The 22,426-nt window shown below is 56.1% G+C and carries 17 protein-coding genes; 3 read left to right on the top strand and 14 right to left on the bottom strand.

What is annotated here, in order from left to right; all coding sequences use genetic code 11:
* Positions 1-59 precede the first annotated feature (59 nt).
* Positions 60-1,439, bottom strand: coding sequence for an MFS transporter (locus tag HZS52_RS03675; RefSeq protein WP_009288452.1), 1,380 nt, complete (start codon positions 1,437-1,439; stop codon positions 60-62).
* A gap of 193 nt (positions 1,440-1,632) precedes the next feature.
* On the opposite strand from HZS52_RS03675, the gene uvrA reads away from it, so the two are divergent.
* Positions 1,633-4,479 carry an excinuclease ABC subunit UvrA gene (gene uvrA / locus HZS52_RS03680; protein WP_190374162.1) on the top strand — a complete coding sequence of 949 codons (2,847 nt, stop codon included), beginning with the start codon at positions 1,633-1,635 and terminating at the stop codon, positions 4,477-4,479.
* A 154-nt stretch (positions 4,480-4,633) separates the two neighbouring features.
* Entirely contained in the window at positions 4,634-5,377 is a 744-nt protein-coding gene (locus HZS52_RS03685; protein ID WP_022520912.1) for a Crp/Fnr family transcriptional regulator, read from the top strand.
* Positions 5,378-5,382: 5 nt separating this feature from the next.
* Here HZS52_RS03685 and HZS52_RS03690 read toward each other — a convergent pair whose 3' ends face one another.
* Positions 5,383-6,177 carry a hypothetical protein gene (locus HZS52_RS03690; protein ID WP_022520913.1) on the bottom strand — a complete coding sequence of 265 codons (795 nt, stop codon included), beginning with the start codon at positions 6,175-6,177 and terminating at the stop codon, positions 5,383-5,385.
* Between the two features lie 57 nt (positions 6,178-6,234).
* Positions 6,235-9,477, bottom strand: coding sequence for an LAGLIDADG family homing endonuclease (locus HZS52_RS03695; protein ID WP_190374163.1), 3,243 nt, complete (start codon positions 9,475-9,477; stop codon positions 6,235-6,237).
* 198 nt (positions 9,478-9,675) lie between these two features.
* Between HZS52_RS03695 and HZS52_RS03700 the strand changes: the two genes are divergently transcribed.
* Entirely contained in the window at positions 9,676-10,278 is a 603-nt protein-coding gene (locus HZS52_RS03700; RefSeq protein WP_190374164.1) for a hypothetical protein, read from the top strand.
* An 8-nt stretch (positions 10,279-10,286) separates the two neighbouring features.
* Here HZS52_RS03700 and HZS52_RS03705 read toward each other — a convergent pair whose 3' ends face one another.
* The 11 genes from HZS52_RS03705 to cheY all read right to left on the bottom strand — a co-directional run bounded on the left by HZS52_RS03705 (position 10,287) and on the right by cheY (position 22,336).
* Positions 10,287-12,293, bottom strand: coding sequence for a sensor domain-containing diguanylate cyclase (locus tag HZS52_RS03705; RefSeq protein WP_423250068.1), 2,007 nt, complete (start codon positions 12,291-12,293; stop codon positions 10,287-10,289).
* Positions 12,294-12,316: 23 nt separating this feature from the next.
* Positions 12,317-12,991, bottom strand: a complete 675-nt coding sequence (locus tag HZS52_RS03710; RefSeq protein ID WP_022520916.1) for an OmpA/MotB family protein — start codon at positions 12,989-12,991, stop codon at positions 12,317-12,319.
* Positions 12,992-12,996: 5 nt separating this feature from the next.
* Complete coding sequence (locus HZS52_RS03715; protein ID WP_022520917.1) at positions 12,997-13,818, bottom strand: motility protein A; 822 nt, start codon at positions 13,816-13,818, stop codon at positions 12,997-12,999.
* A 40-nt stretch (positions 13,819-13,858) separates the two neighbouring features.
* Entirely contained in the window at positions 13,859-14,560 is a 702-nt protein-coding gene (locus HZS52_RS03720) for an RNA polymerase sigma factor FliA (RefSeq protein WP_009288446.1), read from the bottom strand.
* A 26-nt stretch (positions 14,561-14,586) separates the two neighbouring features.
* Entirely contained in the window at positions 14,587-15,018 is a 432-nt protein-coding gene (locus HZS52_RS03725; RefSeq protein ID WP_022520918.1) for a flagellar protein FlhE, read from the bottom strand.
* A 25-nt stretch (positions 15,019-15,043) separates the two neighbouring features.
* Complete coding sequence (locus HZS52_RS03730; RefSeq protein WP_022520919.1) at positions 15,044-15,616, bottom strand: C15 family peptidase; 573 nt, start codon at positions 15,614-15,616, stop codon at positions 15,044-15,046.
* Positions 15,613-17,796 carry a flagellar biosynthesis GTPase FlhF gene (gene flhF / locus HZS52_RS03735; RefSeq protein ID WP_190374166.1) on the bottom strand — a complete coding sequence of 728 codons (2,184 nt, stop codon included), beginning with the start codon at positions 17,794-17,796 and terminating at the stop codon, positions 15,613-15,615. The genes HZS52_RS03730 and flhF overlap by 4 nt, the downstream gene beginning before the upstream one ends.
* A gap of 58 nt (positions 17,797-17,854) precedes the next feature.
* The gene (gene flhA, locus HZS52_RS03740; RefSeq protein ID WP_022520921.1) at positions 17,855-19,942 is read right to left on the bottom strand and encodes a flagellar biosynthesis protein FlhA; all 2,088 of its coding nucleotides are present in this window, start codon (positions 19,940-19,942) and stop codon (positions 17,855-17,857) included.
* Positions 19,939-21,105, bottom strand: a complete 1,167-nt coding sequence (flhB, locus tag HZS52_RS03745; RefSeq protein ID WP_190374167.1) for a flagellar biosynthesis protein FlhB — start codon at positions 21,103-21,105, stop codon at positions 19,939-19,941. Before flhB ends, flhA begins: the two co-directional genes overlap by 4 nt.
* Positions 21,106-21,209: 104 nt before the next feature.
* Entirely contained in the window at positions 21,210-21,905 is a 696-nt protein-coding gene (gene cheZ, locus HZS52_RS03750; protein ID WP_009288441.1) for a protein phosphatase CheZ, read from the bottom strand.
* 41 nt (positions 21,906-21,946) lie between these two features.
* On the bottom strand, positions 21,947-22,336 hold the full coding sequence (cheY, locus tag HZS52_RS03755; RefSeq protein WP_022520923.1) for a chemotaxis response regulator CheY: 390 nt from the start codon (positions 22,334-22,336) through the stop codon (positions 21,947-21,949).
* Positions 22,337-22,426 lie beyond the last annotated feature (90 nt).

The following is a 22,426-nucleotide window of genomic DNA, read 5'->3' on the forward strand; positions in this document are numbered from 1 at the left end:
AATAGCTGTCATGTAGTGTTTATTGCCAACCGCCGCCACACTTCATCGGCACGGTTGGATTAAGATTTGGGGGGTGCCATGAGCTTGTTCAACGCCGCCTGATCGAGCTGCTGGCGGTTCACCTTTAAATAGACCAAACGCTCTTCTGGCACCACCATTACGTCTTCGACGCCGACCACATCGGCTAAGTGTTCCATCAACAGGTCGAGCGCATCTGCCTGGGTCTCGTGTAGCGCCACCACTTCGCTGGAGAGCGGGGGCGGTGCGGGCATCCGCCACATGGCGATCCACCAGCATAGCGCAAGCCCAGCACAGCCAATAAAAACCGCGTTGAGGCCACCGTAATGCGCCAGTAAACCGCCTAGCGTACCGCCTAAAAAAGCGCCTAAAAATTGGCTGGTGGAGTAGACCCCCATCGCGGTACCTTTGGCGCCCGCCGGGGCCAACTTACTGAGCATGGAAGGTAGCGTCGCTTCCAGCAAGTTAAAGCCAGTGAAGAACACAAACAGCCATACAAACAACCAGTAGCTTGGCGAGAGTGGTAACCCCAGCCCGGCCAAACTAATCACAATAGCGCCGATCGCAACCAAGCACATCAAACGCATGCGCTGCTGCTTCTCGGCCACAATTATCAGCGGCACCATGGCCACAAACGATAGCGCCATAATGCCAAGATATGCCAGCCCGTGATACTCAATCGCTACACCGGCGTCTAGCAGGCGAAAAGGTACCGCGACAAATATCGCCATCAGCACTAAATGCAGGGCAAAAATCGACATATCCAGCCGCCATAAATCGGGGCGGGTGATGACACTTTTAAACTGCTGGCGATCCATGCCCACATCGCGGTGACGTCGCCGCCGCGGCGCGGCAGGCACCCAGCGCCATAGCACCAGCAGCCCCACCAGCGTTAGTAGCGAGGTAAACCAGAAGACCCCAGCCAGCCCGGCCCAGGCGGCAAGCCATGGCCCCAGCACCATCGCAATCGCAAACGAAACGCCAATAGAGAGCCCAATGGTGGCCATAGCGGCGGTGCGCACTTCTTCACGGGTTTGATCCGCCAGCAGCGCCATAATCGCCGCGGCAACGGCACCGCCACCCTGCAGCGCTCGCCCGGCAATCACACCAATAATGGTATCGGATAGAGCGGCGACCACGCTGCCGAGTGCAAATATCAATAGCCCCATGGCAATCACCCGCTTACGACCAATGCGGTCAGAGAGTAAGCCAAACGGGATTTGCAGCGTTGCCTGGGTTAAACCATAAATCCCCAGCGCCACGCCCACGAGTAGCGGGGTCGAACCCTCAAGGGTGTCGGCATACAGCGCCAACACCGGCAGCACCATAAACAGACCCAGCATGCGCGATGCATAAAGCCCGGCCAAACCACTGATCGCACGTCGTTCAGAGGCCAGCAATAGTGCGGAAACCTTGCGCATAATGCCCTTTTATATGGTGGTTAAGCATGTGGTGAGTCAGTGTGGATTGTGACAATCCTCTATTCTAGCGGTTTGGGCTGGCGCTGGAAACGTCGCGAGTTGCCGCAGGTTATCTTGGGTTATGAAAGCGGTTTTGCCGGGAGGGTGCCGACAAACGTATAATCACGCTTTTGCCGCGCGATTCGAGGTGTTGATGGACAGCATTCTGGTCAGGGGTGCCCGCACCCACAACCTCAAGCAGATCGATGTGGAGCTGCCCCGTAACAAGCTGATTGTGATTACCGGCCTCTCCGGCTCGGGTAAATCGTCGTTAGCATTCGACACCCTTTACGCCGAGGGGCAGCGCCGCTACGTGGAATCGCTCTCCACTTATGCGCGCCAGTTCCTGTCGATGATGGAAAAGCCCGATGTGGATCACATCGAAGGGCTGTCACCTGCGATCTCCATTGAGCAGAAGTCCACTTCCCACAACCCGCGCTCGACCGTGGGCACCATCACCGAAATTTACGACTACCTGCGTCTGCTGTTTGCGCGTGCCGGGACGCCCCGCTGCCCAGAACATGGCGAAGACTTGGAAGCCCAGACCATCTCGCAAATGGTCGACCAAGTCATGAACCTCGCCGAAGGCACCAAGCTGATGCTGCTGGCGCCGGTAGTCAAAGGCCGCAAAGGCGAACATTTACAGTTATTAGCCGAGCTGCGCGCCCAGGGCTTCGTACGCGCCCTGGTCGATGGCCAAGTGCTGGAACTGGACGACATCGCACCACTGGATAAGCGCAAAAAGCATGATATCAGCGTCGTCGTTGACCGCTTCAAAGTGCGCGACGACCTTGCCCAACGTTTGGCGGAGTCCTTTGAAACCGCGCTGAACCTCGCCGACGGCACCGCCATGATTCACTTTATGGACGGTGAACGCGACGATATTGCCTTTTCATCGCGCTTTGCCTGCCCGGTGTGCGGCTACTCGCTGGCGGAACTTGAGCCACGCATGTTCTCGTTCAACAATCCTGCGGGCGCCTGCCCTACCTGCGACGGGCTAGGCGTACAGCAGTACTTCGACCCGGACAAGCTCATCAGCCACCCGGAGCTATCGCTTGCCGAAGGCGTGATCAAAGGCTGGGATCGGCGCAATATTTACTACTTCACCCAGCTCCAGGCACTGGCCAAGCACTACGGCTTTGAGCTGGAAACGCCCTGGCAAGAGCTCGCCCGCCACGAGCGGGAGGTTATCTTAAACGGCAGCGGCGACGAACAGATACCGTTTGTGTACGTGGGTGATCGCGGCCGTAAAGTGACCCGCGAACACGCTTTCGAAGGCGTACTGCCCAATATGCAGCGCCGCTATCGGGAAACCGAATCCAATATGGTGCGCGATGACCTGGTCAAATACATCGCCGTACAGCCCTGCGCCACCTGTAATGGCTCTCGCCTGCGTAAAGAGTCACGCCATGTTTACGTGGATGATCACAATATCGCCGAGATTGTGCGCTTTCCGATTGGTGAGGCGTGGCGCTACTTTGCCAACCTAAGCCTGCCAGGACGCAAAGGTGAGATCGCCGATAAAATCGTCCATGAGATTCACGCCCGGCTAGAGTTTCTGGTCAACGTGGGGCTGGACTATCTCAACCTGGAGCGCAGTGCCGATACCCTTTCCGGCGGTGAAGCCCAGCGTATCCGTTTAGCCAGCCAAATCGGCGCAGGCCTGGTCGGGGTCATGTATATTCTCGATGAGCCGTCGATTGGCTTGCATCAGCGCGACAACGACCGACTGCTGAAAACCCTTGAGCGACTGCGTGACTTAGGCAATACCGTGATTGTGGTAGAGCACGATGAAGACGCTATTCGCGCCGCCGACCACGTGCTGGATATCGGCCCAGGTGCGGGTGTGCACGGCGGTGAAATCGTTGCCCAGGGCACCCCGCAAGACGTGATGGACAACCCCAACTCGCTGACCGGCCAATACTTATCTGGCTCCCGGGAAATTGCCGTGCCGCCCTACCGCATACCCGGCAATCCAGAAAAGCAGCTGATTGTGCGCGGCGCTACCGGCAATAACCTGCAGAACGTCACCCTTAGCCTGCCGCTGGGGCTGTTTATCGCCATCACCGGCGTTTCTGGCTCAGGTAAATCGACGTTGATCAACGGCACCTTGATGCCGATTGCGGCGCGCGAATTAAATCGTGCGACAACATTGACCGCCGCGCCCTATGAGAAGATCGAGGGGCTCGACCAGCTTGATAAAGTCATCGATATCGACCAGAGCCCGATTGGTCGCACGCCACGCTCCAACCCGGCCACCTATACGGGTATTTTTACGCCGATTCGCGAGCTGTTTGCGGGCACCCAAGAAGCGCGTTCCCGGGGCTATAAGCCCGGTCGTTTTAGTTTTAACGTCAAGGGTGGGCGCTGCGAGGCGTGCCAGGGCGAAGGCATGATCAAGGTAGAGATGCACTTTCTGCCGGATATCTACGTGCCCTGCGATGTCTGTAAGGGCAAACGCTACAACCGCGAAACCCTGGACATTCATTACAAGGGTAAAACCATCCACGAAGTACTGGCCATGACGGTGGAAGACGCCCTGGAGTTCTTTAGCCCAGTGCCCGCCATTGCACGTCGCCTGCAAACCTTGCTAGATGTAGGCCTTTCCTACATTCGCTTAGGGCAGAGCGCCACCACCCTTTCCGGTGGCGAAGCGCAGCGGGTTAAACTCGCCCGTGAATTGGCCAAGCGTGATACCGGCAAAACGCTGTATATCTTGGATGAGCCCACCACCGGCCTGCACTTTGAGGATATTCGCCAACTGCTGACGGTACTTCACCGTCTGCGCGATCACGGCAATACCATCGTGGTGATTGAGCACAACCTGGATGTGATCAAAACCGCCGACTGGATTGTCGATCTTGGCCCCGAAGGGGGTTCAGGTGGCGGACAGATCATCGCCGAGGGCACGCCGGAACAGCTCGCCAAACAGGACGTTTCGCATACCGGCCGCTTCTTAGCGCCGCTGCTCGCGCGAGGCAAGCGTGCAACGAAGCGTTGACGCTGGTTTTCGAGGGGTGAGCGCTGCTCACCCCAGGCTAAATAGGTACGCTAGTTAGCCTATTTGGGCGACGCAGTAGATGGCCACATCGTTTATAGTGGCGGGCAGATAATCGTTAGCAGTATTATCCAATCCTGTGCTGGAGGGATACGTCGTGGGTCAGGAAAACAGCTGTATTATTAAGCACTTCAATCACTACTGCTCATTAAGCGATGATGAGAAGGGATTGCTCATGGCGCTAGAGGAGAGCCCAACCAATATTAAGTCGGGCACGCTACTCTGGGAGATGGGCGATGCGGCCAATGAGTTTTGCACGCTAAAAAGTGGTTGGGCCTACTCCTACCGTCACTTAGAGAATGGTGACCGACAGATTCTCGAAGTGTTTTTGCCGGGCGATATCATCGGGTTGCGCGAGTTTGCCTTCTCGCAGCGGCTTGAAAATGTGCGCATGATTGATGATGGCGTGATTTGCCATTTCCCGCATAAACGTATGCTGGAAATATTTCGCCAGTCGCTGCCTCTCACCTCGGTGATGTTTGCCATTGGCAGCCGTCAGCAGGCGCTGCTCACTGAGCGCCTCGTCACTCTGGCCAGACGCAGTGCACGTAAGAAAATGGCGCATTTTCTGTATGAAATGTATTTAAGGCTGCGCCAAACCAACCCGGATATTAGCAACCAGTTCCGCCTGCCGCTCTCACAGGAGCAGTTAGCCGATGTGCTCGGGCTAAGCCCGGTACACGTTAGCCGCACCTTTACGGCGCTTAGTGAAGACGGCCTAGTATTTCGCGACCGCCACCATGTCACCATTCCAGACTTATCCGCGCTATGCACCGAAGGTGAATTTGACGATTGCTACCTCACCGACAATGTCCGGCCACTGTTAGGCGATTCCGCCTGAGAAAACTAACCACACTTTGACCAGCCGCAGCCAGCATAGCAGGTCGGGCAGCCATCCATCATGATCAGCTCACCGCGGCACTCGGGGCAGTTACCCACTATGGCTGGGCCACTGCCTTCAGGCTTTTTTCCCTTCGTTGCCTTATCACCGCCAATCGACTCCACCGCGCCTGTTTCAATGGGTGCATCATTAGCTTCGTCTTCAGCACCGGGCTGCCAAGCGTGGCCGTGAGCCATACGATGAGCATAACGCTCTACCAGCTTTTCAACCGGCACCTGGTTGCCATCCCGATCTAGAAAACCGCGGCGATAAAGAATCTGCTGAATCGACCAGGCAATCGCCGCCACTTCCGAATCGTGGAACATTGGCTTATTCCAACGGTTCATACCACAGCGTACCAAGCCTTTGTCCCAGGCCACTTTGCGTAGATCCGCCACCGCTTGGGTGACGTAACCACCGCGGGCCGCCAGCGAAAGGCTGCGCATGGTCGCGGTGATCCACTGGTGCTCGCTGGAGAGCTGCCCTGACGGAAAAAAGAACTCCACCGGGCGCTCAATCACCACGCGCTTACTGCCAATCACGCCTTCCACTGGCATAAACGACACCAGCAAATAGACTTTTTTACGCCCTTCCGCGCCTACGTATGAAATCTTTTCAGACACGGCTTCCAAAGTGCCTTCCGGACGGGAAGGTATACGTACCGTTAGCGGATCTTCATCTTGTAGCTCAGGAACGGGAACGGCCTGCTCCTGCTGCTTGATACGGTAACCAACAATTTTTGAGGTAATTTCTACAGCCATGGTGTTCTCCACTTAGCAAAGGTGTGCGTTTTTAAACAGATGGCGCTTAACGCGGCATCACCATTTGCCGTAGGTGCCTTCTTTTAAGCCATCAAAGAGGTTGGCAGCGTTATGCTCTTCACCGTCGTAAATCACCTTCTCATCCCCGGCTAGTTCGAGGGTTTCACCGTTTTCCAGTTCGAATACGTAGGTCGTGTTTTTAAGATCATCTTCCCGCACGAGCACGCCCTGGAAAGCTTCGGGATTAAAGCGGAAAGTAGTGCAGCCTTTTAAGCGGCTTTCATAAGCCTGCAAATAGAGGTTCTGGAACTGTTCAAAGGGGAACTCGGTAGGCACATTGACCGTTTTCGAGATCGCTGAATCCACCCAGTGCTGGGCGGCGGCTTGAACGGCAACGTGCTGTTCGGGAGATATCGCATCGGCGGTAACGAAGTAGTCAGGCAGGTCGCTGTCCACCGCATCAGATGCGATAAAGTGACGGTAGGCGGCAAGCTCAAAGGAGACGACTTCGACCTGTTCTTTGGTCTTCTTGCCCGACTGAATAATATTGCGGAAATAGCGGTGCGAGAAGGAGGGTTCGATACCGTTGGAGGCATTGTTACCCATCGACAGGCTGATCGTGCCGGTCGGCGCGATCGAGCTGTGGTGGGTGAAGCGCGCACCGTGCTCGGCTAGCTGTGACACAAGCTCCGGCTCCAGCTCGGCCACTTGGGCCATATATTGGCTGTAACGGGCGTGCAGAATGCGCCCCGGCACTTGATCGCCCACTTCGTAGCCATCTTTGGCCAACTGAGGCCGCTCGCGCAACATTTTGGGAGTAATGGTGTGCTCCTGCTCAAGCACCGGCGCCATGCCTTTCTCTTGGGAGAGCTCCAGCGCCTGCTTCCAACCCTCTATCGCTAAGTGCCGGCTCACCTCATCAGTGAACACCAACGACTGCTTAGAACCGTAAGGGATTTTGAGCATGGTGAGCGTTGAGCCTAAGCCCAAAAAGCCCATACCGTGACGGCGCTTGGCTTCTATTTCACGCTGCTGCTGGGGCAGCGGCAAACCGGCAATCTCGACCACGTTATCGAGCATACGCGTGAAGATCGCAACCACTTTGCGGTAGCGTTCCCAGTCAAAGCGAGGCTCGGCGCCAAAGGGGTCGATCACAAACTTGGTTAGGTTGACAGAACCCAGTAGGCAGGCGCCTTCTGGCGGTAACGGCTGTTCGCCACAATTGTGCGCATGAAAGCCATTAGCGTCGAATGTATTGATTCCAGGTATCTTGACATCGTAAACCTCTTCAACGCCTTCTTCTTTATGCCCCACCACCCGAGCCACAAAGCGCTCACGATTCAACTCGCGTTGATAGCTGCCTAGCAATTTTTCCAGCTTAATCTGCTTATCATGATCGCCAAAACCAATAAGGTCTTCAAAGCGCCGGAGGTTATCACCGCTTATCATTAATTCATGTTGAGGCAAGGTGTTATATGCACGATGCCCCCCCTTACCATCAGGAAGATGTCGCTTCGCTGCACTACGCCTGTCTTGATATAGAGTGGCGATAACGCCCAGGCGCTGCAGCATCCGCTGAACAGCTTCAAGGCGAGCAAGATCGGACTGAGCCAAGCGAACACTCACACCTTTTTCTTGAGTACCTTGAACCGATCCATCTGCATCAAAAAAGCCACGCAAAAAGCCAACATAACCATCCGACGACGCCTGTTCCAGCTCAGGTGTAATCGCCTTATTGCCGGGCTGCATGCCCATTTCTATCGCCAGATTTCGCAGTGCCGCGGTTGAAAGACGGTATTCGTTACGGCCACTTACCTTCTGCCAACCTGCGAAATCCGCACGATGAGGAAGGCTCTTTGCAGCCTCTTCTGCTAGCGCCATTATGGAACTGACACCCTTCCCGAAAAAGCTGTCGCTACCGTTAGCAACCGCTGCTTGCGGCCACACAGATAAAACCGCTTTGTCAGCTTTGAGCGTGCCGTCACCGACGAGCAGCCCCAACAGATACCCTTGTGCTTCATTAAGTCTGCCCCCCCACTCGGGAGCATCGCGATGATCATTGAGTAGCACGCGATCACCAACCTGCAGATCGCCTGCGGCACACCACTCGGTTTCTGTGCGATATCTAGTAAAAGCTGACACACGACGCACCCGATGGTCACTGGTCAGCTTGAGCGCATAACCTTCAGCCGTTTGCAGTCGAATCACAGGCTTTTTAGCTGTTAAAAAGAAGCCATCAGAGCCACTTTGGTAAGCTTGGCCATCAATGATTGCCGTAAAAGGCTGGCCAATAAGCTGCGAAACCTGACGCGGCCCCTTCGACGTATGAATCCAAGTATCCGCTGTCACACAGGGGTTGGTGGCACGGATATCTTCGCAGAACCAGTTATTGTTCATGCGGTTAACCTGGTCGATGAGGATAAAGCCGGGCTCAGCGTAGTCGTAGGTGGAGGACATGATGGTGTCCCACAACTCCCGCGCTTTAATCACTTCAACAATGCGGCAGGCGACGCGGCCTTCGGCATCGACCGTGTAGCCTTCTTCAACCACCGGCCAGTCGCGGTAGATCAGGTCTTCCGCTTTGACATCCTCTTTCTCACCGGGGTGCAGCGGAAAAGCCAGCGGCCAGTCAGCATTGTTCTTGACCGCTTCCATAAATTCGTCGGTGATCAGCAAGCTGAGGTTAAACTGTCGTAGGCGCCCCGCTTCGCGCTTGGCCTGAATAAACTCGCGCACATCTGGGTGGCCCACATCGAAAGTACCCATCTGAGCACCACGCCGACCACCAGCAGAGGCGACGGTGAAGCACATCTTGTCGTAGATATCCATAAACGCCAGTGGGCCGTTGGTGCCCGCGCCAGCGCCGAATACGAACGCGCCCTTATGACGCAGCGTCGAGAAGTCGTAGCCGATGCCCGCCCCGGATTTCAGCGTCATACCCGCATCGACCACTGAGTCGAGGATATCGCGCATGGAGTCACGAATGGTGCGGGAGACAGTGCAGTTAATCAGGCTCACCGCAGGCTTGTAGGCCTCAGCCCCCGCGTTGGAGAGAATACGACCGGCAGGAATGGCGCCGTTTTCCAACGCCCAGCGAAATTTGGGCAACCACTCTTCCGCTTTATCTCCCTCCACCGCTGCCAGGGCACGAGCAACCCGTTCAAACGTAGCACCAACGTCCTGATCAACGGGTTGGCTATGACGATCCTTGAGACGGTATTTGGCGTCCCATATTTCCCGCGAGGGGGCCTGCATAGGGACATCGTTAGAGGTCTTCATAGCCTTGGCAGCGGTGCTCATGTCGCAAAACTCCTTCACAGCGAGGGTGAATTATAGCGCTCAAATAGGGCGATTATACGTAGCATCGAAGTGAAGTATAGACGTGACCTCCCACCATATGAGGCACTTTTTTTTAATTTTTTCTACCATATATAGGAAAATCAGCGCATTACTATTTTGCCAATCCCAAACACGATATAGACTGGGGTTTTGGGTTAAATGGCTTTAATCATGTCCGCAACTCACTTCCTGCGCTCTCCATCCCAGTATCTTTGCACGCTCACGTTTACCGTTGTGGCGATAGCGACCATGTGGATGGTCGCTACGCCCGTCGCTAACGCGACCACCTTCAATACCGACGATGTGGCCACCCACGACCATTGGCAGTCAATGACGCTCTCACTGGGGGGCGAACGCCACTATCGGGCGGTAGAAACCCACAGCTACTCGGATGCGACGCTGAGCTTAAATGCCACCTCGGGCGTTTGCGATTTACCCTGGCTGGAGATGCGCGTCACCCTTGAGCAACAGCAGGGAGAGAGCCGTACAGTAAGCCTGGTGCCCACTCGGCTGCGCATCGATGAGCGGCCCGTTATCGACACCATGGCGGAATTTATCACTGAGCGCGGCGATGACGGGTTTTATGCTCACTTTTATTTAAGTGACTTGGCATCACTGATGGCCGACATGCGCCAGGGGGAGCAGCTATTTCTCGGCTTCGACCAGGACGAGCGCGAGCCGTGGTATATGACCTTTAGCCTAAAAGGCGCCGATGCGGCGATCAACCGGATGCTCACCCAGTGTGAAGGTAGTGGCACCTAAAGGTTTGCTTAAATCAGCACCACAGGCTCAAGCGCCATTTCAACGCGGTTGCGTCCGCCATGCTTAGCGCGGTACATGGCGTCATCAGCCCGGGAGATAAGGGTTTTACAGCTGTCACCCGGCTGCCAAACGGCGACACCGATACTCACTGTAACCGTTTGCTCAACGCCCTCTATACGCAGCTCTTCTACCAGCGAGCGCAGCCGCTCAGCCAGGCCAGTGGCGGCATCAACATCGGAATGAGTCGCCAGCACAATAAACTCTTCGCCTCCCCAACGGCCCAGGTGGTCGCAGCCACGCAGCGAGCTTTCCACTAAGCGCGCCAGGGCCACCAGCACATCGTCACCCACGCTATGGCCGTGAGCATCGTTGATCTGCTTAAAGTTATCCACATCGAACAGTAGCAAGGCAAAAGCGGCCGCATAGCGCCTGGCAGCCACCAGCTCTGCATTGATCGCTTCTTCGATGCGGTAACGGTTCCACACCTTGGTTAGAGGATCGAAATGGGCTAATTGCTCAAGACGTTGGTTGGCTTCGGCAAGGGCTTTGCGTTCGTGCTCCAGGTGCATATTCAGTGAGCTAATTTCATAGGCAGAAATCGCCAGCGTCAGGTCTTCCCCCAAGTCTACCGCCGCTAAGCGCTCTACCCGCAGCCACGCTTCACTTCTGCCGACTACCTCTTCAGACCAAGCAACCGATGGAGCCAATATCACGGCCGGTTTAGGGTTGGTTGTAGGCTGCATCGCCCAATACAGCGTTTCCACCTGCTCGGGGCGAAAAAAAATCAGCCAGGCGCGCTGGGTCGAACTCATTGGCAGCGGCACTGCTAGAGCCCCACACTGCTCGGGCATGGCTAGCGAAGCGGTTAACGTCTCTTTGCCGATTTCGCGCGTGCACCAAGGGCCGCTATGTACATGAGTTCTTTCCAGGCGCAGCACAAACTGGCTTATCGCTTCTGGAGTCGGCGTCACACCCGCTTGATAAGCGCCACCATTCACCCACAGCACCACGCCATGGGCGCGAAACAGCTTCATCCAGATAGCCGCCTGCTCATGAAGTAACTGTTGGGGACTTTGCGGCTCGCTGCGCGCTCGCGCACTGAGCACGAGGCTATCCTGAACCCGTTGTAGGTAGCGGGCTTCTTGACGCGCCCGTAGCAACAGCATGCGCTGGGTGGCCATTTGCACGAGGGTGCGAACGGCATCACGCACGGGGGGTTCAACCGAGTGCGGTGCTGGCGAATGGCAAAACACTAGACCCCATAAGCCAGTATCCCCCTGCATGGCCAAACTGAATGACCCACGCACCCCCAGGCGATTTAAATATCGCTGCCGCTCAGGGGCAGGGGCGCGTAAAAAGCTGCCGCTAAGGCTCACTCCCGAGTAGGCGGGAGTCAGCGTTTCAGGCGGCGCATCGACGTCTTCAATTAACCGAACGGGGTAATGTTGGTAACTTTTGCGTAAGGCGACAGGGAAGTCGCTTGAGGGGAAGCGCTGACCCAACAGCGAGGGCAGCTGGTTGCCCAGCGCTTCGGCAACCATTAAACCATGCCAATCACTGTCGAAATGGCACACGGTGACGCGATCATGGCCAGTGAGCTGTTGAATAGCGTTAACCAAGCAGTCGAGCAGCTCTTCCTGGTGGGTTGCGTCGGCTAAATGCATCAGCCGCTCATTGACTGTGCCAAGCAGGCGGCGCTTACCTTGGGGGTTGAGTGACTCAATCTCGACGATGACCTTCCCACCTGCTCGGTAAGCATAGAGCTGAAAACGCATGTTGCTATGCTTGGAACGAATAAACACCAGCGGGCCGGAGAGTTTCTGCTGCCCCTGCAACTCGCGGCGCACCCGCTGGCTTAGCCGTTTTCCTAACACATAGGCAAGAGTGTGCGGCCCATTTTCAGGGCGCTCAATACCGGTCAAGCGGGTTAAGTTGGTGCTACTGGCTTGAATGCGGCGACAATCGGCATCTAAAACCAGCAGAGCTCCAAACGACTGCAACCGCGGGTGGTACATGGACACAAACGTGGCCTCGCAATCTATTCACCCTCGACCTGCTGCCTTAGCAACAACTCTACGCGACGGTTGGCAGCTCGGCCCTCCGCCGTTGCGTTCGGTTCCATGGGTTGGGTGTCGGCATAACCGACGGCCCGCATACGAGAGATATTGAATCCTTGGCGCTCTAAATGCCTCACCACAGCGATAGCCCGCGCTGATGAAAGCTCCCAATTAGAGGGGAAGCGGGCCGTTGAAATAGGCACGCTGTCGGTGTGGCCTTCTACCGAAATCTGACCGTCAAAACGGGTCAGCACATCGATAAGGCTTTCTACCACCTCTTGCCCACGGGAAGTCAGTACAGCTTGACCGCTGGGAAATAAAAGGCTGGTATCAATACGTAACGTGACCCCTTCACTCCCTTGCGAAACACTGACACCGGGGATGTCGAGCCCATCAAACTGCGGCTGAACCCCTGAATGGCGGGGCTGAATACCAGTGGCTAGAGACGCCAGCGGCAATGATGATACAGCGCTAGCCGAGCGCATGAAAGCAGTATCAGCCGCCTCACCGCCTCCCGGCGGTGTCAGTGAAAGCAGCAGCACAAAGAGCGTGATTAGCAGCGTCAGCACATCCAAATAGCTGGTTAGCCAACCCTCGTCACCATCGCCTGGCGACGGCGTCATTTCCAGTGCGTGGCGCGTATCACGGTCAAGCATCTGGCCTACCCCTTCGCCGCCGCACTAACCGACGAATCAGGCCTTGGTTTGACGCTGTTATCACGGATCTCATCGTGATAGTTAGCTACAAACGAGTTGAGGGTCTCTTCAATAAACGACGGCAGGCGGCGCTTGGTAATCAGCGAAATACCTTCCAGCACCATGTTCATGGTAATCAGCCGCTCTTCGGTGCGGCGCTCGAGTTTCACCGCAATCGGCTTAAACACCAAGTTGGCGAGTAAAATGCCGTAGAAGGTGGTGAGCAGGGCCACCGCCATGCGCGGGCCGATCACCTGCAGGTCGCCTGCGTCCATGACTTCCAGCATATTGACCAGCCCCACCAGGGTGCCGATCATGCCAAATGCGGGTGCATAGGTGGCCATGGTACGGAATATTTGTGCCTCGGCATGCTCACGCGCTTTAAGACGGGCAATGCGCCAACGCAGCATGTCAAAAATTTCATCCTCTTTGGTGTTGGCAATGACCAGTTGGATCCCGGTACGCAAAAACGGGTTTCGGGTATGCTCCAACTCGCGCTCGACCGCACGTACATCGCCCTTAAACCAGAGTCGCGACATATCCACCAATTCGCGGATATCGTCACGCATATAGGTATTTTCGCGCCGGAATACCAAGCCCACCAACCGTACGACGCGGAGCACCTCTTTCAGCGGATAGCTGATAAAGGTTGCCGCTAGGGTACCGGTCACCACAATGGCCAAACCCGGCAAATTGATAAAACTTTCAGGGGACTCTGCGGTGAAAAACAGCACGCTCACCAACAGTAGTATGCTGGCAAATATGCCTATCAGCGTCGAAGGGTTCATCCACGGCTCCTTGCCGGTCACAAGTGAGTAAAAAGAGGTGTTATGCCGAGTCGTGTAAACGCGCGCGTAAGCGGCTGACGGCTTGGCTGTGCAGTTGTGAAACGCGTGACTCCGTGACACCCAACACAGCCCCTACTTCCTTAAGGTTGAGTTCTTCTTGGTAGTACAGAGCCATTAGCAGCTTTTCACGCTCTGGCAGCGCTTCAATTGCCTCAATCAACGTTTGTCGTTGCTGGCCGTCTAGCAACTGCTCGAACGGTGAATTAGCCAATTCATTATTGCTAGGCTCGCCACCGTCGGCCACCAGCTCTTCAAACGGCAACAGTTGACCACTGTTGGTGTCGTTGAGGAGCTGCTGATACTCACTCAACGGCATTTCAAGGTGTTGGGCGATTTCGTTCTCTTCTGGTGCCCGTCCGAGCTGTTGCTCTAATTGACGAACGGCACTGTCAACCGCTCGCGCTGAGCGGCGCACGCTGCGGGGCAACCAGTCGCGGGTACGTAATTCATCCATCATTGCACCGCGAATACGCTGACTGGCAAACGTCGCGAACGTTGCCCCCTGGGTGGCATCGAAGCGCCCCAGCGCTTCCAGCAGCCCTACCATCCCGGCTTGAATAAGGTCGTCGAGCTCAATACTGGCTGGCAAACGGACCTGAAGCGTCAAGGCCTGACGTCGTACCAGTGGCATGTATTGCGTCAACAGCTCACTCTGTTTGATCCTGCCTTGTGCTGTGTACATCCTCTCGCCTCGCGTCTATCCAGCCTTCACTGATAGTTCACAATCATTTGCAGCCCCTGGACACGAACAGGCCGCTGCCCCGGACGTAAAGCGAAGCGAAAATGCAACGGCGCATCCGCGGCAAACCCCGCCAGGGCAGTGGTAGTCCCCCGCATGCCAGCTAACGCAACGCACTGCTCAGGATGGCACAGCCAAGCGTTTAATAACGCACCAGGGGGATATTGAAACTGCCAATGAATACGCCCGAGCTGTGCTGACTCCACATTGTTAGCAGCAGCAGGTGGGGTAGCGTTTTGGCTAGCGCTTGACCGATCACTCATCGCTACCATCAGACCTGGTATCTGGCTGCTCCAGCTACCGGGTGTCGCCTGGGCGTTTCCCGTTACCCCTGCTAGTAGACACCCTGTCAGCAGTACTGGGCTCAGTAGCAGTCTCCCTCTTAATAGCCAGCTTAGCATGCTTGGTCTCCTCGGCAGAGTGCGCTCATCGTGCAAGTACCAACAGCTCCATATTTAAGTAGTAATCAGCTGCCTCACGCAAGTTATTGAGCAACCCTTGACGCGGCAAGTGCGGCTCGTGGAGCGCCAGCAAACGGCGCGGCCCGCCACGCTCATGTAGTTGACGCAAGGTACGGAACATGGAAGCAAAGGTATCGGCATCGCTACTGATCCACAGTGCCCAACGGCTGTATTGATCGCAAAGTTGGGCTAGGTCGGCCGTTTCGGCCATGACGATATGAATATCCCAATCCTCAGGATCACCGGCCCAGCTTCGACCTAACGTCGACCACTGCCCTAATCGTGCTTTAACCTTGTTCACCTGGGCTGCACCACTACCCGGTAGTCCGACCACAATAAGCGGAATTTTGGGCCGGTGCGCTACCACCGTTGCTGGCTCTTCCACCGCTGCAGCTGTCGGCTTTAACAGAGAGCTAGGCTGTTCAGATTCCGGCACGTGTTCTGCCGCCGCAACATCAACTGTACCCTCAGCTTGCTGCTGTTGGCGCTGCAGGTTTGCCCACTTGCGTAGACCCGATGCTTGATCCTGTTCGCTCACGCCACGCCCTCTCGACTAACACTGCCCATTTGACGAATCGCATCTCGTGCCATAAAGGCGTAGACCAGTGCATCAAGCATGCCGGTATCGCGGCGGCGACGGCTGTTGCCTAATAGGTTGAGCAGATCGCCACGCAGCGTCTGCGCCTCCTCATCATCAGCAACATCGAGATGCCCGGCGACCGATGCCACACCGCTGGCCATCAATAGGCGAACTTCAGCATTTAGATCCCCGCTATCGGCCTCTTTTAACTGCTGCCACGCGCGACGCGTCAAGGCGGCCAAGCCTTCGCTTTGCAGCTGGGTTAACAGCAGTGAGAGCACCTCTGCTCCTAGCCGAGCGGGGGTAAGCCAGTAGCGGCGCGCCACTACTTTGGCGCTTTCCGGATCGCGAACTTCACCGAACCAGGCGAGTAGCGCCGTGCCGCTGGCGTCCTCGACTTCGGCGTAGGCAGTCCACAGTTGCACCGATTGGCCACGAAAACGCACGCCCACATGGTGCGTTAGCACACTGTCACTAAATAGCTGGCGGATAGATTGACGTTCGTGGTGAAAGCGTAACCGATGACTGGGGGCCACTTGGCTGACCCAGGTCAAGTGCTCGGCTTCCAGCCACGCTAGTGCATCCGGTTCAGGGAAGCGCGGTAGTAAGTGCACCGCAACGCCGCTCGATGCCGACAGAGCGGCTAAGCGTGGCTGCCACCCTGCGGCGTGGCGATGCTGCAGCCAGGGTAGCGCCAGCCAGGCACCATCCGTGTCCAGGCCAATGTCCGGCATTGCCCAGTCGCAGCCGCGCTCATTGCGCCGCGGAAACCACGCCATCCCTAAGGTGGTCTTTGCCGCTGGATAACCGGCAAGTAATGCATCCAAATGTGTTTCCTGCAAACGACTAGGCAGCGAAGCTAGGTTCCAGATCTCTTCTAATTCCGCAAACCCCGTGACGCGTTGGCGCAACCTCGCCAGTAGCGACGACAAACGACGCCCTTGGCCCAGGACATCCCGCGACCAGCGCGGCATTCCCATCGGCGCATCGGCACTTTGCACCCGTTCACGCTGAGGTGTCGCGGTACTCAGCGCTTGATCCACTAGCGCATCGGGGGCGGCAAGGGCCATATCTTCGGGCACCTGCTGGCCATTAGAACCAAACAGTACGCGCATCCCGTGACGCATAATAATATCTAACACTGGAGCCAGACGTCCCGCCTCATCCTGTTTGGTGATAATGCAATCATCTAACTCTGCGCCCGCCGCCCGCGCGGCCTGACGGTAGCGCAGCACCACTTCTTCGAGGGTTTCCGGTTGGCTGGCAGCATTGAGTAGCAGCACCAAACGTACCCGCGAGCGTCCGCCTTGCAGGTGGGCAATCTGCTCTATCACCCGCTGGTCACGCTGACTCATGCCTACGGTGTCGATAATTACCCACTGCTTGCCCTGCAGGCGGCCCAGCAAATCGTCGATGGGCTGTTCGGCATCCAAGGCGTACATCGGGGTATCCAGCAGGCGCGCATAAATGCGCAACTGCTCATGGGCACCAATCCGGAAGCTGTCGGTGGTAACCAGCGCTACCGGGCGCGTGCCGTGGCGCATCACAAAACGAGCGGCCAGCTTGGCGGTGGTGGTGGTTTTACCTACCCCCGTTGGCCCCACCAGAGCAACAATGCCTGTTTGGTCGAAAAAGCTTGCTTCATCGTTGAGTACGCACAGGCGATCCATTAACTGCTGTCGCAGCCACTGCAGTGGGGCTTCGCTATCGCCGTCTAACCTGGTTAGCGATGCAGGTAACCCTGCCAGCAGCTCATCGGCAATTTCGCTGCTAAAACCCACATTCCATAGCAGTTGGCGCAGCCGCGCAGCCGTTCCGGAGGGCTCTGCTGGCGATGGTGAAGCCGCATGGGTTGACTGGCTGTTTGCCAGCAGCGCTCGCATATCCTGCATTTCGCGCAGTAAGCGCTCGCTCATCGCCTGCATGGGGTCTTGCGCTGAAGGTGCTGTCGGCGTTTCGGGTGGTGCAGGTTCTGGTGAGGGTTCAAAGTGGTCAATGGCTTCATCCGCCATCGCTAAAATTTCAACGCCCCCTTCGGTACGCCGATTTGCGACAATCAAGGCGTCTTCACCGAGCGTTTCACGCACTTGGCGCATCACATCACGACTATTGGCTCCCACGAAACGTCTAACGCTCATGATTTACCCTTGCCTGTTCTGAAAATGGACGACGCTAGCCTATCACGGCGTGCCATCTTTAACGTCCGCCGACCACTGTGGTCACTCTTAATGTGCGATCGTCGGGAATTTCAGCCTGGGACAGTACCGACATATGGCGTAACCGGCGGCGTAAGAAGCGCGATAGCACCGCCCTTAGCGAATGTTGCACGACCAGCACCGGCGGCTCGCCGGAACTTTCGTGACGCTCCAGCGCCTGCTGGGCCTGGGTCATCAGCGTTTCTGCCAACCCGGGCTCCATGGCGCCGTTGCCATTCATGGCCTGTACCAGCACTTGTTCCAGTTGAGCATCCAGCCCCATGACATTGAGTGTCTCCTGCCCCGCAAACCACTGCTGGACAATGGCGCGCCCCAGCGAGACTCGCACCAGCGCCGTCAGCTCATTAGGATCTTTTTGCTGTGTGGCGTACTCGGCCAGGGTATCGAGAATAGTGCGCATGTCGCGGATAGAGACATCTTCGTCGAGCAGGTTTTGCAAGATACGCTGCAGTACCGTCAAGGAAATAGCTTTGGGGATCACCTCTTCGACCAACGCTTTTTGATCATCGCCCATTTTATCCAGCAACTTCTGTACTTCCTGACGGCCCAGCATCTCGGGTGAATGACGGTGCAACAAGTGGTTCAAGTGGGTCGCTATGACGGTACTGGCATCCACAACGGTGTAGCCATACACCTGGGCATGCTCACGCTGGTTGCTATCAATCCAGACAGCGGGCAAGCCAAAGGCGGGATCCTGAGTATGGGTGCCCTGCAGCTCGCCCGATACCTGCCCAGGGTTAATCGCTAGCCATTTGCCCGGCTGTGCCTCAGCGCGACCAATCTCGGCGCCTTTCATGGAGAGCACATAGGCGTTCGGCGGCAGCTCCAAATTATCGCGGATATGCACCACTGGCGGCAGGAAACCCACTTCTTGGGCAAACTTCTTACGCACGCTCTTAATGCGCCCAAGCAGCTCGCCTTTTTGACGCGAGTCCACCAGCGGGATTAAGCGATGGCCCACTTCCAGGCCGAGGGTATCGACCAGTTGCACATCTTCCCAGCTCGCTTCGGGTGTCTCTTGTACAGGTACAGGCGCAGTCGCAATTTCCTCCTTGACCAACGCCTGTTCTTTTTGGCGCATAATAAACCACGCCAAACCCGCCAATAGTGCGGTAAAGAGCAGAAATACGACATTGGGCATGCCGGGCACCATGCCCAGTAGCCCCATCACTATGGCGGCTAATATCAGCACCTGGGGATTAACGAATAGTTGGCTGAGCATTTGCTGGCCAATATCTTCGTTCGTATCCATGCTGACCCGGGATACCGTGACACCCGCGGCGGTGGAGATCACCAAAGCAGGGATTTGCGCCACCAGGCCATCACCAATCGCCAGCAGCATATAGGTTTGGCCTGCCGCACCAAAGCTCATATCGTGCTGCAGCATACCAATCATCAACCCGCCGATGATATTGACCACCATAATCACCAAACCGGCAATGGCATCACCACGGACAAATTTACTCGCGCCGTCCATCGAACCAAAGAAATCAGCCTCTTGTGAGACCTCTGCGCGGCGCTTTTTGGCATCGTCTTCGCCGATTAAGCCGGCATTCAGATCGGCATCGATGGCCATCTGCTTACCCGGCATCGCATCCAACGTAAAGCGCGCACCCACTTCGGCAATACGGCCAGCACCTTTGGTGATAACCATAAAGTTGATGATGACAAGGATCAGGAAGACCACTAGGCCGACAGCGAAATTGCCGCCGACCAGGAACGCCCCGAACGCTTCAATGACCTTACCCGCAGAGGCGCCGCCTTGGTGGCCCTCCATGAGCACCACACGGGTAGAGGCCACATTGAGCGACAGGCGCAGCAGCGTAGTAAATAGCAACACGGCAGGGAATGCCGCAAAGTCCAGCGGCTTCTGGGTAAACATGCTGACCAATAACACCATAATGGCCAGAGCGATATTGAAGGTGAAGAGTAAATCCAGGGCGAAGGGAGGCAAGGGCACAATCATCATGCCCAAAATCATTAGGATGAGCAGCGGCCCGACCAGCAGCTTCATGCGCACATCACCCATCCAGTCGCGCCGACCTACTAGTTGACTCAAGCCTTTCATGGTTGCGCCTCATTACCACCGGCGCCATGCCCGGGGCTTTCCATCTCCGGCGGAACCGGCAGGTTATCGGGGGTTGGGGGCACCTCGCCTCCTTGTTGTGATACTTGCTTGAGGCGGTAGGCCCAGGCCATTACTTCCGCCACCGCGGTATACAGTTCGGCAGGTACTTCTGCATCTAGATCGACGTGATGATACAGGGCCCGCGCCAATGGTGCTGCCTGCAAGCGAGGCACGCCTGCCTCTTCAGCGATTTCGCGAATGCGCGCAGCCACTGCGTCGGCGCCTTTTGCCACCAGCCGCGGGGCGCCCATACTGCCTTCCTGATAAGTCAGTGCTATCGCGTAGTGCGTAGGGTTGGTAATGATGACATCCGCTTCGGGTACTTTGCTCATCATCCTGCCCCGCGCCATGGCCTGCTGCTGCTGGCGAATGCGTGCTTTCACTTGCGGGTCGCCTTCGGACTCTTTGTGCTCACGCTTAATCTCTTCCTGACTCATGCGCAGCTTCTTAGCATTGTCCCAGAGCTGGAAAGGGACATCGATCAAAATGACCACGATCAACACCAACACCATTAGCCCAGCTGCCTGAGCCGCCATGCTTAGGGCATTGGTCAGCGCTTGCTGGATAGGCTGATCCATTAGCGCCATAAATTTGCCGATGTTGAAATACAAAAACGTCGCAGCCACGCCCCCCACCAGAAACGATTTGGCAATCGCTTTTGCCAATTCGATCAGTGCCTGGGTGGAGAAGATACGCTTTACGCCCTTAATAGGGTCTAACTTGGAAAACTTGGGCTGCATCGATTTACCCGATATCAGCCAGCCCCCCATCAGCCCAGGGGCTACTAACGCAATGATGGCTAACAGTAAAAACAGCGGCATCATGGCAAATAGCGTGCGCTGACCAAGATCCAGCGCATTGACCAGCATCGGCGTACTTTCCATTGCCTGGCGGCGCTCAAACAAGAAAGCTTGTTCCATCACCGCACCCAATTGGTCGTAGAGCATGTTGCCCATGCTATAGAGGCCAATCACACCACCCAGCAAAAGTAAAAACGTATTTAACTCGCGGGAACGGGCAACTTGGCCCTCTTCACGGGCTTTCTCTTTCCGCCTGGGCGTGGCCTCTTCGGTCTTTTCCTGGTCGCTATCGTTATCTGCCATACGGGTATCCGGCCAGGTGAAGCAAAGCTTATCACGTATTCAGCCGTCCATAGGGACGGCTGAATGGCGTACTTGCGTGCCCAGAGGGCGTTTAATAACGCATCTTAGAAGCCTAATTCGTCCAATAAGTCGTCTACTTGATCTTGCCCAGAGACGGTATCAGGGACATTATCCTTCACTTGCGGCCCATTCAAAAGCTCTTCGTTACGCCGTGCACTGTCGCTTTTCCACTGATCCTCGGCCTTGCGCTGCAGCGTTTCTCGTGCATGGGCGCCCGGCGCGTTATCGATCAACACTTGCACCAACTGATGTTCGATCTCATGGATCACGTCCATCATCTTCTTAATCACTTGGCCGGTCAGGTCCTGAAAGTCCTGAGCCATCATGATTTCCATCAGTTCTTTGTTAGTCGCTGAAACCACATCGGGCACTTCGCTAAGATAAGTGCGTGTCTCGACAACGAGCGCTTTCGCCTCATCCAGCTCTTTCGGTGCTTCAAACCACTCGGCCCAGCGCTTATCCAGCGCTTCCGCCCGGTCTGACAACTGATCCTGCAGCGGCTGCGCACGGTCAACGGCATTGAGCGCTCGATCTGCTGCCTGCTCCGTCATGGTGGCGACATAGTGCAAGCGGTCGCGTGCATCGGGGATGGCTTCGGCCGCCTTCTCAATCTCTTTATCAAGCCCCAGTTCACGCATGTTTTCGCGCAGCATGCGCGTCAACTTACCGATGCGATGAATTAAGTCTTCGGCGGCTTGTTCGGACGATTGGGCAGAATCGGACTGCTCATTCTGGCTCATAACGTTGTCTCCTCGTTAACCAAGCACATAGGCCCAGTTGCTCACATACCCAGTTTGTCGAAGATCTTATTGAGCTTCTCTTCGAGGGTAGCGGCAGTGAACGGCTTGACGACATAGCCGTTAGCGCCCGCCTGAGCGGCCGCTATAATGTTCTCTTTCTTCGCTTCTGCGGTCACCATCAACACAGGAAGGTCTTTCAAGGCGTCATCCTGACGGATCTCCTTAAGCATCTCCAGGCCATCAAGGTTCGGCATGTTCCAATCGGAAACGACGAACTCAAACTTGCCGGCACGCAGCTTATTGAGCGCATCTTGTCCATCTTCGGCTTCATCCACGTTGGTGAAGCCCAACTCCTTAAGCAGACTACGTACGATCCGACGCATGGTGGGAAAGTCGTCTACAACCAGGAAACTCATATTCTTATCTGCCATGGGTCATCCTCTAATCAATCAGTATATGGCACAGGGGCGACTGAAAAGTACAGTCAGGGTTTAAAACGGTTACTTTGAAACAGCTCTTTC

This window comes from Vreelandella titanicae, assembly GCF_014697095.1.
Classification (GTDB): domain Bacteria; phylum Pseudomonadota; class Gammaproteobacteria; order Pseudomonadales; family Halomonadaceae; genus Vreelandella; species Vreelandella titanicae.